This is a genomic window from Citrobacter sp. Ct235 (assembly GCF_030332305.1).
Classification (GTDB): domain Bacteria; phylum Pseudomonadota; class Gammaproteobacteria; order Enterobacterales; family Enterobacteriaceae; genus Citrobacter_A; species Citrobacter_A telavivensis.
In genome coordinates, this window is record NZ_JAOWIC010000043.1 from 290,607 (window position 1) to 303,444 (window position 12,838).

General features: G+C 48.5%; 9 protein-coding genes. 2 read left to right on the top strand and 7 right to left on the bottom strand.

What is annotated here, in order from left to right:
* Positions 1 to 49: 49 nt before the first annotated feature.
* Together OGY35_RS10525 and OGY35_RS10530 are read left to right on the top strand one after the other, a co-directional pair.
* Positions 50 to 1,480 (top strand): aspartate ammonia-lyase, encoded by a 1,431-nt coding sequence (locus OGY35_RS10525; RefSeq protein ID WP_152402260.1) that lies wholly within the window; start codon positions 50 to 52, stop codon positions 1,478 to 1,480.
* A 111-nt stretch (positions 1,481 to 1,591) separates the two neighbouring features.
* Positions 1,592 to 2,890 (top strand): anaerobic C4-dicarboxylate transporter, encoded by a 1,299-nt coding sequence (locus OGY35_RS10530; RefSeq protein ID WP_152402259.1) that lies wholly within the window; start codon positions 1,592 to 1,594, stop codon positions 2,888 to 2,890.
* Between the two features lie 139 nt (positions 2,891 to 3,029).
* On the opposite strand, the gene OGY35_RS10535 is transcribed toward OGY35_RS10530, so the two are convergent.
* The 7 genes from OGY35_RS10535 to evgA all read right to left on the bottom strand — a co-directional run bounded on the left by OGY35_RS10535 (position 3,030) and on the right by evgA (position 12,718).
* On the bottom strand, positions 3,030 to 4,043 hold the full coding sequence (locus OGY35_RS10535; RefSeq protein WP_286632234.1) for a fimbrial protein: 1,014 nt from the start codon (positions 4,041 to 4,043) through the stop codon (positions 3,030 to 3,032).
* A 12-nt stretch (positions 4,044 to 4,055) separates the two neighbouring features.
* The gene (locus OGY35_RS10540) at positions 4,056 to 6,557 is read right to left on the bottom strand and encodes a fimbria/pilus outer membrane usher protein (RefSeq protein ID WP_371895156.1); all 2,502 of its coding nucleotides are present in this window, start codon (positions 6,555 to 6,557) and stop codon (positions 4,056 to 4,058) included.
* Positions 6,558 to 6,568: 11 nt separating this feature from the next.
* On the bottom strand, positions 6,569 to 7,246 hold the full coding sequence (locus tag OGY35_RS10545; RefSeq protein WP_286632236.1) for a fimbrial biogenesis chaperone: 678 nt from the start codon (positions 7,244 to 7,246) through the stop codon (positions 6,569 to 6,571).
* 44 nt (positions 7,247 to 7,290) lie between these two features.
* Complete coding sequence (locus OGY35_RS10550; protein ID WP_152402253.1) at positions 7,291 to 7,809, bottom strand: fimbrial protein; 519 nt, start codon at positions 7,807 to 7,809, stop codon at positions 7,291 to 7,293.
* 113 nt (positions 7,810 to 7,922) lie between these two features.
* Positions 7,923 to 8,447, bottom strand: coding sequence for a helix-turn-helix transcriptional regulator (locus OGY35_RS10555; protein WP_286632237.1), 525 nt, complete (start codon positions 8,445 to 8,447; stop codon positions 7,923 to 7,925).
* Positions 8,448 to 8,906: 459 nt separating this feature from the next.
* Positions 8,907 to 12,092: an ATP-binding protein gene (locus tag OGY35_RS10560; protein ID WP_286632238.1), complete on the bottom strand. Its 3,186-nt coding sequence runs from the start codon at positions 12,090 to 12,092 to the stop codon at positions 8,907 to 8,909.
* Positions 12,089 to 12,718 (bottom strand): acid-sensing system DNA-binding response regulator EvgA, encoded by a 630-nt coding sequence (gene evgA, locus OGY35_RS10565; RefSeq protein WP_229236535.1) that lies wholly within the window; start codon positions 12,716 to 12,718, stop codon positions 12,089 to 12,091. Before evgA ends, OGY35_RS10560 begins: the two co-directional genes overlap by 4 nt.
* Between the last annotated feature and the right edge of the window lie 120 nt (positions 12,719 to 12,838).

A 12,838-nucleotide genomic window follows, 5' to 3' on the forward strand; every position in this document is an offset into this window, starting at 1 on the left:
CCAGCAAATTAAGGTAGCGACACACCTTAATACAGGAAGAGAGATAACGATGCGTGAAGAAAAGGATCTATTAGGAACTTTAATGGTGCCGGATGACGCCTACTACGGTATTCAAACGCAACGGGCGGTACTGAATTTTTCAGTATCGGGACAAACGGCCGGCGATATTCCGCATTTCCTGTGGTCTATCGCCGCGATCAAACAAGCGGCGGCTCAGGCGAACGCGCAAATTGGCGCGTTGGAACCGCGGAAAGCCGCCGTCATCGTGACGGCGTCGCAGGAGGTGATGAACGGAAATTTTGCTGCCCATTTCCCGATTGATGTTTTTCAGGGCGGTGGCGGCACCTCGACCAACATGAACATGAATGAAGTCGTCGCTAACCGCGCGAATGAACTTCTCACCGGCGCACGGGGATATGACGCGATTCACCCGAATACGCACGTCAATATGGGGCAGTCAACTAACGACGTCATCCCTGCGGCAATGAAAATGACCAGCCGCATGAATATTAAACATTTGCTCGTGCAACTGGAAAAACTGGAAGCCGTGTTAGCGGACAAAAGCCGTCTGTTTGCCGACAAGGTGAAGTTAGGCCGCACCTGCCTTCAGGATGCGGTGCCGATGACGTTTGGTCAGCAGTTTGGCGCGTATCGCACACAGGTCAGCAGACTCAAAGAAAAGCTGACCGAGGTTAACGAAGAGGCGTTGTGTTTACCCCTGGGGGCGACGGCGATCGGCACGGGGTTATCCACACATGAGGGATATCTTCCGGCCGTTTATCAGTGGCTGGAAACCCTCACAGGCGAAAAATATCGACCAGAAACGGATTTCTTCGATGGTCTGCAACACGGTGATTTTTATATTGAATTCTCCGCACAGCTCAAAAAAATCGCAGCCTTTCTCTCCAAAATGGCAACCGATTTTCGTATTCAGGGTTCAGGACCGCGCGCAGGCTTTAATGAAATTATCGTCCCGGCCGTGCAACCGGGATCGTCCATCATGCCGGGCAAAATCAACCCGGTGATGCCCGAACTGATGAATCAAATTGCGTATCAGGTGATAGGTAATGACGTCACGGTGACCATGGCCGTTGAGGGTGGCGAGCTTGACCTGAACGTGTGGGAACCTGTACTGCTGAAGGCGCTTTTCGAATCCTGTTCGTTACTGAGTCGGGGGATACCGTTATTCATCGATAAATGCCTGAAAGATATTGCGATCAATGAAGAAGTGAGTGCTCGCTACGCCGAGGAAAGTACGGCGCTGGCCACCGTCGTGGCAACGCTGTTTGGTTATCAGGTGGGATCGCGAATTGCAAAAGCCGCGTATCAACAACAGTGCAGCGTAAAGCAGGTCGTGCTGGCAGAAAAACTGCTGACGCCGGAACAGGCGGACTATTTGCTTGATCCGATGAATATGACCGACCCGCAAAAAAGTACGGCAGCGATTAAACGCTATCAAACAGAAATGAATATGTCGTAATCATCTGTTTTCGAGAAATAAGCGTTAACTGCAGGTAATGAATATTCACTATTCATTACCTCGCCACCTCGTTGCCGATAAATAAAATATAACAAAGAGCAGGTTAAATATATGGTGATATTACATGTCGTTTTATTGCTGGGAACCATCATGCTTGCCGCCCGCTGGGGCGGAATTGGCGTCGGGTTTGCCGGCGGGATCGGATTAGCGATTTCGGTATTTATCTTTGGCGTTCCAGCGGGATCTCCGCCTGTCGACGTGATGCTCATTATTCTGTCGACCATTGTGGCACTTTCGGCCATGCAACAGGCCGGTGGAATGGATTATCTCGTCACCCTGACAGAAAAGTTATTACGTCATCATCCTGGCTACCTTAATATTCTCGCCCCTACCGTGACCTTTATTTTGACGGTACTTTCCGGTACCGGTTATACCGCGATGTCGGTGATGAACGTGATTCAGGAAGTGGCGAAAGATAATGGTATCCGGCCCAGCCAACCACTGAGTTCTGCGGTTGTGGCGTCACAATTGGGGATTACCGCCTCCCCGATCTCTGCCGCCACGGCTATCATGTACGGCACTGTTGAAGTGATGGGCGTCAGTTTCGGCGATGCAATGCTGGTTATCCTGCCCACCGCGTTATTCGCCATGCTGATCGCGGCGTTTATTGCCAGCAGACAGGGCGCAAAACTGGCCGACGATCCTGTGTGTCAAAAAATCATGCAGGAGAATAAAATTGTACTGAATAAACATACCCACCGCCCGATTCCCGCTGGTGGAAAATCTTCGGTTGCTATATTCCTGGCAGGTGTTGTCTTTGTGGTGTGTATGCTGCTATTTAAATCGCTTATCGGGCATACCATCAACTCCCGCGACTTAATCATTATTACGATGTTTGTCGTGTCCACCATCATTATTTTTACCTGCAAGCTGGACATGAAAGAGCTGAAGAACTCACCGATATTTAAATCAGGTGCGGAATCGCTGGTGGTCGTTTTAGGGATTGTCTGGTTAAGCAGCACGCTTATCGGTGCCCATATTGATGAGATCAAAATGGAAGCCAGTGACATATTGCGCACCTGGCCGGTCTTATTAGCAGCCGTATTTTTCTGTACCAGCGCAATGCTGTTCAGCCAGGGGGCGACCAGTGCATTACTGATGCCTATTGCCGCGTCTATCGGCATTAGCGCAGATGCCATATTAGCCAGTTTTGTCGCAGTCAGCGCACTCTATATCACGAATATTTATCCGACAACCGCGTTTGCGATAGCCACTGATGATACGGGATCGTTTCTCAGTCCACGCTGGAATGGCTCAAGGATCATTAATCATCCCTTCTTCCTGCCGGGATGTTTGTCGATTATTTTCTCGGTACCGTTTGGCTTTTTACTGGCACAGATAATTTTGTAATGGCAAATAGAGAATAAACGGCTGTTGGTGGCTTTCTCCCTACGGCATCGCAAACGTAGCCGCATTAAATGTGTCCTGATTAACAATCCGCTCAGAACAGGTTGACGTTAGCCTGTTCTGATGTGCATTCGCCTGTTAGTTACTGGTATGTCATCGTAAAAGACAGGACGCCATTCGCCGCCCCGGTGGTGATGCGCTCGCCCGTCTGATAGTAACGCGCCTTAAGCGGTACCGAAAATCCGCCTCCCGTGCCTGATGCCCCAACCGCAACATCTGAGCCCAGCCTCATCGGCTGATTGTCATAAAGCAGTTGGATTCCGACCCCTGTGGCGGCGTTACTCCCACTGGTCGTATTGATAACGCCTTTCGTTGCGTCATAAATATCGCCTTCCATCCTGACGCTGACCGCCGTTCCGGCATTGCAGGTCATCGGCAGACTGAATGACTGGGTATATGTCTCTCCCGGCGTCGTGCCTTTGCCATTAAAGGCGTTTTTATCGACCTCTTTCATATCGACAGGGATTGATGCTGTGGTGAGTTTGCAGGCCGGCGTGGTCACCGTGAACGCATTGATATTGACTGCGGCCTCTGGGGATTGCCAGAGCAGCGAGTTATTCAGCAATACCAACGACCCCACCGTTCTTGCCGATATCGTCCCAGACCCCGTCTCCGTCGCCGTTTTATAAAACGTCACCGTGACTGACCCATTTAATCCAGGGCTTATCATTCCCGTGGTATTTTGACACAGTTGAGCGGTGTTAATATCCCCTCGAATAGTATTCGACCCGGTGACGGTGGCATTCCCTCCGGCACACTTTGCCGTTGTAGCGGAAATAGCATAGCCAATACCGTTAACGTTGGTTTTATAAACGCGTACTCCATTGACCATCGAATCGAAGGTACCTGTCGCCTTTACGCCAAACGTTTGATTGGAAATGACCCCTTGTTGTGAGTCAAAACAACTGAACGCATTCACTGTCGGGGTCATTATCTGCGTACCAATAACGGCCCCCACCGGCAGATCCCTGGAGATAGTGATATTCTGTGGCGATAATGTTGTTGAAGGCGTGACCGTCGAACAATCCCACGCCAGCACGGTACGTGAAAACAGTCCCAGAGCCACCAACAGTAAACTCGCAATAATTCGATTCATCTTACTCTCCACTTATCTGCATTCTGCGGTGACGTTATGCGTTTTGTCAGAAATCTGCGCAATCTGATAACTTGCCTGACAACTTTCCCCAGCCCAGTTCACCACCACGGAGCCTTTTTCCGGTGCACCGCTAAACCAGACTCGCTGACGATCGTCAACAATTCCTTCTGGCGCATTGTCGCGATTGTTTATCTTTGCCGTCGCCCCAAACGGAATCGTTTTACCCGTCAATTGCAGCATGATCCGGTAGCCGGTAACGGTCGGGAAGTCAGCCAGCGCCAGCGCACCTTTTGTGGGTATGACCGTGCGCGTGTCATTTAACACATCGGTATTGTTATTCAAGGCGTCGGTATTTAACGTCAGACTGTTCTGCCGATATGGCGAAACGTATGGCACAACGGCAAAACCTTTACTGTCCGTGTAAATGCCACTGTTATTCGCCACTTTCGCATCTGCCGCGTTCTCGGCCCTCACCAACGCCATCGTCTCGCCAAGAGGCTGAGTCGCAGAGACGCCATACGGATGAACCACCAGTCCCCCCATTGCGCCAACCGACACCTGTCGGTTATCGCGAGAGTAGTTATAACCAAGCTGATATTCACCGTGACGCCCCTTATAATTTGCCGACGCGCTACCCGTCACATCTGACCCCTTACTGTTGTATCCCTGCTGGACGTTCCAGCTCAGATTTCTGTCTTCCAGCGCGGAACCGGACAGCCCCACCTGTGAAGTGGCATCGCCTTTTTTATTCGCGCTTGCCGAAATCGTCATCCAGCTATTTGGCAAGAAACGTGAGAACGGAATCTGCATCGTAAAAGAGACGATATGATCATTGTCGTTGTGCCAGGGACCACGGGAATAGCTGTAGTTCAGGCCATAATTAATATTGTTAATACTGGTGTTGTAACCCAGGCTGACGTTACGTTCGCTATCGCCGCCCCAGTAGTCCTGGTGCCAGGCCGAAAGGTTGAGATTCCCGAAACCACCGAGTTGCTGGTTCAACGTCACCTGTGCCTTACTGCGTTTGTTACGCTGATAGCGCCAGTCATTTCCTTCCAGAGCGTTATCACTCGCCATCCGGTATTTATTCACATCGCCATTCGCTTCCTGAAAATCATGAAAACCGGAAGAGGAATACCGATACCCCATCAGACTCAGCGAGGTGCCCGTGGATGAAAAATCTTTGGCGTACTGCGCACGAAGCGAGATACCGCCTTCCGTTTTGCCTGGCATCTGCGTATGTGCAAAGGTGGTGTCAAAAGAAAACGAACCAAAATCACCCAATCCTTTGCCGATACCGACTGCCGCAGCCTGGTAATCCCCCGACGCCAGCGTGCCGCCGTAGAGCGTGGTGTCCCACGGCAACCCGTAACGCATCGTGGCCTGAAGGAATTCCGGTTCCTTATCCGTGCTGTTTGACGCACGATATTTCCCCGCGGCCAACGCATATTTAAACTGGCCTTCACGCTGCATGATCGGCACAGCCGAAAATGGCTGAATAAACTGATGTACCGAACCATCGGCTTCACGCACAGCCACGGTAAGATCGCCGCTAGCGGCAGTAGGATAGAGATCGTCAATCACAAACGGCCCCGGCGGAACATAAGACTGCCAGATAATATTCCCGCCCTGACGAATGGTGACTTGTGCGTTACTTTGCGCAATACCACGGACCACAGGCGCAAATCCACGTACGCTTTCCGGTAGCATGGTGTCATCCGAATAAATTTGCGCGCCGCGGAAATGAACACTGTCGAATACGCCGGCCTGTGTATAACCATCACCCATACTGAACTGACTTTTCAGCACTTTAATATCACGCTCCAGTGAAGTGCTGAGGGTGTTCCAGCGACCGTCCCCTTGGTTATTGTTATACGTCGAGTAATTACGCAACCGCCAGGGACCGACGTTAATCCCACTACGCAGGTTCAGATAGCTGTCATTACGCGAATCTCCCTTGCCATGGCTATTGGCAGCAGAGAAGTTGTAATTCAGGAACAACATATTCAGCCCGTCGTCCCACTGTTCCGGTGAGACTGAGCCGCGCGGATCGCGCTGCATATATTCTTGCGGTACTGAAATCTCCAGCCGCATCCTGTCAAACTGAAAATTGAGTTGGCTTCCGGGGAGTAACTCACCAATATTATCGATGGTTGCGGAATCCGCCATACTCATCCAGTCAGGCTGTGCATTATGCTTCACACCCCATTTCACGAAATCGGCGTAAGTTAACGATGGCGTCAATTCACTCGCTTTACCCAAAAAAGTGATATCACGAGATTCGATATAATTTCCGTTCAGATAGACATCAACGTGATAAACACCGGGAATCTGTCCGTCAGTTCTGCTGAAACGAGAGATATCAATATCGCGTGGGATATTCCCTCGGGTTTCAATAAAGTCTGGTGAAAAATAATCCTCAGCTAACACAGTTGAAGCATGTGTAGTCAGATAGACCAGGACTGATAATTTTGTTAACGTTGCAAAACCTGAGACCGCATTGAGATGGAGCATAAGTAATTAACCTACATTTTAACTTTTTGTTCAGTCGTGACGCCTCCAAAATCATTAATCGCACGCCATGATACCTCTCCGCCTGTTATCCCCGACGGTGGTAGCGTTACTGTTTGAAATGGTAATACCATTGGAGGTTTTGTTATCGCTCTGCCGTTCACCTTTACTTCATTAAGCGACACGCTATAAGGCGTTGGATTATTGACAGTCAACTTTCCGCCCTCGCGCGAAAAAATTAACTGCTGGTACGCTAATGACGGGTCGCCCTTTAATCCCGCGGGACGATAAAATAGCTTCATTTTACTTTTTACTGCGATCAACAATTCATTTTTCGCATCCGGCGAGGATGACGGAATCGCTTTAATATTCAACCAGTAAACACTTTCCCTGTCCGAAGGTAAGTGGTTTTCTGCCAGCATGACGCGAACGGAATTCTGTGAATTTGGGTTTAATTTAAACAAGGGTGGTGTCGTGGTAAATTCGCTTCCACTGTCATCACCATTTTCACTTTTACTCACCCATGACTGGATTAAATACGGTTTATTGTCCGGGTTTTTCACGCTTATTGTGGCCTGACTGGCATTACTATTATAAATAAGACGGGTGCCGCCTATTTCAACACCACTGACTGCCGCTGTTGAGACCAATATCATCCCCACAGCAAGCGTTTTATATAATTGCTGAAACATGAGAGTTCCTGATTGATTACTCAGGGCCACTGGTGGCCCTGCTTTTACTGATAAGTCACGGTGAAGGACGTTGACGCGTTTGCCGTCCCCGCGCCGACAGTCCCCGTGGCCATATATTTCGCGAAATAGGTCAACGTATTGTTGACGTCTTCCAACAACGTCACGTTAGCCGAAGAAGAGCCTACCGGGATCAATGTGGCGCTGTCCTGTTCATAGATAGCGACGCCGACATTCGTCGCCGTTTGCCCCGTGGTCAACGCCAGAATCGAAGGATTCGCCGTGTTAGTGGCACCGTCAAACCGAATGCTGGCGCTGCTCACACTCGCCGGGCAGGATTTCAGCACAATATTGAAGCGCTTGGCTGCCGCGGTTGCGCCATTCCCGCCAGAAAATGCCGCCGTTGAGACGGTACCCAGCTCAACAGGTTGTGCAATCGCAGAAGGATCAACCACGCACGCCGTTCCCGTAATCGTTCCGGTAAAGTTAATTACGCCATCGGCTGCATTGGCTGCTTGCAGAGTAGAAAGCGATAAAATCGCGGAGATCAGTGCAATTTTTTTCATATATAAATCCAGATAGTTAAGTTAATAAGTAATTAAAAGCATGGATATTAAAAATAATTATTCCCGCGTTCACCTCCTCTGTATATTATCGCCCCTGACATTAATGCAACAATTTATGCAAGGCCAGATTCATGAGTACACTGTTTGCACATCCTTATTCGCGCGATATTGCGATACAGAGACACTCGATTACCGAGTTGAAGTTTAAATATTAAACTGCGACGATGTGCATAAAACGTCTTCATCGACATGCCCAATAACTCACCAATCTCATTCGCATCCATTCCTTTTTGCATACAAGCAAGAACCTCATTTTCCCGGAATGAAAGTGTGTATTTCACCCGATAAGCATACCGAGGGTCATTGACAAACAGGCACGAGAGAATTTCGTTTATCCGGCGTTTCTTATCAATAAAGGTAATATCGCTCAAATGGTTCAAAGCATAGTAGTCTAGATCATTAGTGATAAATGCAATGATTTTCCTACCAGGCGACAAATACTCAGTACTCCGTTGAAAACTAGACTCATCAACATCGACTATATAGTAATTTTCATCAATCAACTCCGGCGTTAACAACGCACTTATGCCGACAATAAAAAAATAATCATCAGAAAAAACGGAGTCTGATAATTTCATAAAACTTCCCTTTTCGACACGTCCTGTTTGCTTTTATAACGTCAGTAAGCCACTTCATGTTTCGCTGTAAAATTTACAGAAAATAATTCAGCATGACATCACAAAAGTCGTGGATTTCGTCAGAAAACATAAAAACGATCGTTTCTACTATCTTTTCATCATCAAAAGAACAACGATCCACACTTAACTATTTTAACCAATACAAAAGCCCACACAGAAGAACAAAATAAGAATTAAACACTGACTACATGGATAGGTTTGGTTTAATGATCCGAGCATGTTTGATAGCTGAAACTTGTAATAAACCAAAACATGGATTTTTCTTAGGAAATATACCAGGTTTAATTAACTAATTTTATTCTGTTGGAACAGGGCTTATTTTACCTGGTTAACACGAGAGCAACATCAGCGGTGCCTTATTATTCTGTCAGGCACCGCCTACACGTGTAGGAAGGGGAATTAGGGCGTGAACTTCTCGATTGCGAGCTCCAGTTCGTCCAGCAGCGTCTGGATATGCTCAAGCTCACCAGACAGTGCTGTGGCGGTAATAGCATCCGGGAGTTTATCCTCCAAAGACTGTGCAGCCGTCATCAAGGTCTCAACCCCCAATAGCTGGGCGGTCCCGTTAATGCGATGAATATGATGTTTCACCAGACGATAATCACCAGACTCACTGGCTTTATGAGCCGCGGTTAAATCGCAGCGATTTTCTACCTGCGCATCCTTTAATGCGCGAAGCATCAATGCCCGATTCCCTTGCGCCAGCATCGCCAGTCTTTCGAGATCAAATACGGTGTCGTGGGCGTCACTCACACCGGAGAGCAAATGAGAAAGCTGCGACAGTGTGATCGGTTTGAAAAGACAGGCATTCATACCCGCCGACAAACAACGTTCGCGCTCGTGTTCCTGCGCCGTTGCCGTGAGCCCCCAGATAACAAGCGTCGTATTAAATTGTCTTACCTGGCGGGCAAGCTCAACACCCTCCATAACCGGCATATTGAGATCGGTAATCAACAAGTCGTAATCTCTTTGCTGAAGATAATGTAATGCGGTCTCTCCGTTGTCGGCTTCATCCGCCATGATGCCCAGTGTTGCCAGTTGACGCTTGAGGAGTAATCGGCTGAAAGGAAGGTCATCAGCGATTAATACCCGGAGCGTTCCTTGAAATGCTGGCAGAGGCGAGTCAACGTCCGCAACGGTGGGCGTGATATCAAACGACGTCTGGATTGGCAGGCTCAACGTCACGGTCGTTCCCCGATTGAGCTCACTTTGCAGTTCGATTGTTCCTCCCATTTGCTTCAGTAATGCCCGACTGATTGCTAATCCAAGCCCCGAACCACGATGATGTGCTCCCGCTTTTCCCTGGCTAAAAGCGGTGAATAATCGACGCTGTTCTTCTTCGCTCATCCCCGGACCAGAATCACTCACCGAGATCACCAGCGTTTGCTCATGCTTCTCCGCTGAAATTCGCACATCACCGCGTTCGGTAAATTTCACCGCATTACCGATAATATTGGTCAGAACCTGCCCCAATAATTGTGGATCCAGTCGCATCGCTTCACGTGCATCTAAACGAGAATCGTAATGCAGCGCGATCCCTTTTTGCGCCGCCAGCGCGCTAAATAGCGCAATGTTGTCTTGTACCAGACCGTCCGGATATTTCCATTGAGGGACAACCTCTAACAAACCCGATTCGATCTTCTCCAGATCGAGGATCTCGCCGATAAGTTTTAATAACGAACGTGAGGCTTGAGCAGCCTGGTCCACTGACGCTTTATCTTCCGGGCTAAACTTCGCAGGAGAAAGTTGCAGTAATTCAAGAAATCCCATAATGGCGCTTACCGGGGTTCGTATCTCATGGCTCATATGAGAAAGAAATTCTCTCTTCTCCTCATTAGCCCTGAGAGCCCTGTTCCGTTCCTCTTTGAGTAAGCGTTGAGAACGTTTTCTGACACGGACTTCCCGCACCAAATAGACTGCCCATAACAAGGTGCTGAGTACCAGTAACGATGCTAACGTAGCTACCAGATAAAAAGGCCTGTTGTATAACTCCCAGGTATCTATTTTGACATCCGGCAGACGGATCCATTTACTGACTATCTGCAGGACCTCTTTTTGTGGAATATCATCTAACGCTTTATCCAGAATTTGCCGTAGCTCCGGTTCAGAGCGGGGCACCGCAAAACTAATTGCCGCAGGATCTTCTCCTGTAAGCGGTATCCAGGAAAGCTGATCGGGATAGTAATGTTCACTCAGATAACGCGCGGTCAGTTGATTCGAAATGGCGGCATCCACTTTTCCTGTTGCGACCAGATTCAACGCCACGCTGGAATTTTCCACCTCTTCCCACAGAATGCCTGAATATTGCGCCTTCAGTTTGGTCAGTAAAGTGTGATCGGCGCTTATTGCCACATGATTACCGGGTCGCAGCGCATGTTCTTTACTTTCCTCTTTTCTGATCACGGCAACGAATTGTGTGGTGATAAAGGGGTGAGTAAAAGAGAGATAATTTTCCCGGCTGAGATCATAGGTTGCCGCCTGCACAATATGCCAGTTACCTTTCTTCATCTCAGCGATCATCTCTTTATTCGATTTGACGACAACCGTCTCAAACTGAATACCCGTTTGCAGGCCAATCAAGTTAAGGATGTCGCCAACAATACCTCGCGTCTGCTGGCTGCCATCAACCATCGTGTAGGGGGCAAACCAGGGATTGATAATCACACGTAGCGTTTTGTGATTATTCAACCACTGCTTTTCGCGTGGCGTCAGGTTCAGGGGTTCAATCAGGAAGGAGAGATTGCTTTTATCAATCATCGACTGGGCAATTTGCCCATGGATATTTTCATCAATTGCGCTAAGCGTATTGTTCACAATTTCCCGCAACCGTTGCTGTGCGGGTAAAAATAAAAAGTAGCTCTTTCTTTGCGGTGCAGGCCAGTACTTTACCGTTGTCAGCGCAAGACTGAACTCCTGGGAAAGCCAGGTACTGGTAGTGAGTGAATCACCGAAAAACCAGGTATTGCGTCCATTATTAACGGAATTCAGCGCCTCCTGATAGCTGTTATAGTTATTTATCTCGGCATCGGGAAAGGACTGGCGGATAAAATCGTCATCCGGATAGTGGTTAACAATCGCCACACTCGTACGTTGCGCGCTCTGCAACGGCGCCATAACGTTGCCAAGGGAAGTCACTAAATTTGGCCAGGAATGAATCAGTGGCAGAGAAACCTGAACACTTGCTTCACGCCAGGATTGACTCTCCAGCCCGGTCAACACCATATCGACTTCGCCCTTTTTTAGCGCGTCGACAGCGTCCGTTTGCCCCGGAAATACCATCACACTGATTCGTGTATTAAGGGAATGTTGAATCAATGCCAGATAGTCAGCATTCATTCCCCGATAACGTCCCGTCAGCGTTGTCAGAACAAGCGGTGGCTGACCGGGTTCATAAACGCCGACCCGGAGTATTTTTTTCTGTTGCAGCCAGCGTTTGTCATCCTCACTCAGATAAACCGGTACAGGCGTTATATAATTGAATCCTGATAGTTCCAGCTCAACGGGCGGTTTTTGCTGTGCGTAAACGGTGCGTCCACCTACAGATAAAACAATGAACACCACTATCAGCCATTTATTCATCATCATGTCAGCTTATTTTGGTGAGCAAAAGAGAGCAGTTCGATTAATGATTTACAACCGAGTTTTTCCATCAGTCGCGTTTTATAAGTACTGACGGTTTTACCACTAATATGCATCGCCTCACCGATCTGCGAATTGTCCAGACCGTTAAGCACATGTCCCATGACTTTCATCTCTTGTGCTGAGAGGGACTCCAGACGCTGCGAATCGGTAAGGATTTCGGAGGCTTCTTCGTAGAAAAATGGAAAATAGGTATACCCATTCTGCGCGGCATTAATAGCCGCCAGAATGTTATCCATGTTCTGCTTTTTACTGATAAACGCATTCGCCCCCGCCTGCGCGCAACGTTTGCTGAAGTAACGATCGTTTTTCGCTGAGACGACAATTAACACACCGCAATAGCGTTCCGATCTGAGCCTTTCCACCAGTTCGACACCATTGATGCCGGGGATCTCAACGTCAATAACGACAATATCCGCTGTCGTTTTTACCAGACTCTTTAACGCAATCGCACCGTCTTCATACTCTCCGAGAACCGTAATGTGATCTTTTTCCAGCACACCGCGAATAGCCATACGCGCCAGAGGATGATCGTCCACAATAATTGCCGTGCGGGAACGCATTCCACTCATAATTCCCCCGAAGACCATGATGCATAAACACGCTATGTCACTAAGAATAGCGTAAACGATACGGCAGATTATCCCCTACATTACCCTTTGTCATGAGGAGTCATTCACTGTTCCTGTCAG

Bases quoted from the DNA above. Each gene is read 5' to 3' on its own strand.
- OGY35_RS10540 (WP_371895156.1), bottom strand. From the start codon at position 6,557: ATGCTCCATCTCAATGCGGTCTCAGGTTTTGCAACGTTAACAAAATTA.
- OGY35_RS10525 (WP_152402260.1), top strand. From the start codon at position 50: ATGCGTGAAGAAAAGGATCTATTAGGAACTTTAATGGTGCCGGATGAC.
- OGY35_RS10545 (WP_286632236.1), bottom strand. From the start codon at position 7,246: ATGTTTCAGCAATTATATAAAACGCTTGCTGTGGGGATGATATTGGTC.
- evgA (WP_229236535.1), bottom strand. From the start codon at position 12,718: ATGAGTGGAATGCGTTCCCGCACGGCAATTATTGTGGACGATCATCCT.
- OGY35_RS10535 (WP_286632234.1), bottom strand. From the start codon at position 4,043: ATGAATCGAATTATTGCGAGTTTACTGTTGGTGGCTCTGGGACTGTTT.
- OGY35_RS10560 (WP_286632238.1), bottom strand. From the start codon at position 12,092: ATGATGATGAATAAATGGCTGATAGTGGTGTTCATTGTTTTATCTGTA.
- OGY35_RS10530 (WP_152402259.1), top strand. From the start codon at position 1,592: ATGGTGATATTACATGTCGTTTTATTGCTGGGAACCATCATGCTTGCC.
- OGY35_RS10550 (WP_152402253.1), bottom strand. From the start codon at position 7,809: ATGAAAAAAATTGCACTGATCTCCGCGATTTTATCGCTTTCTACTCTG.
- OGY35_RS10555 (WP_286632237.1), bottom strand. From the start codon at position 8,447: ATGAAATTATCAGACTCCGTTTTTTCTGATGATTATTTTTTTATTGTC.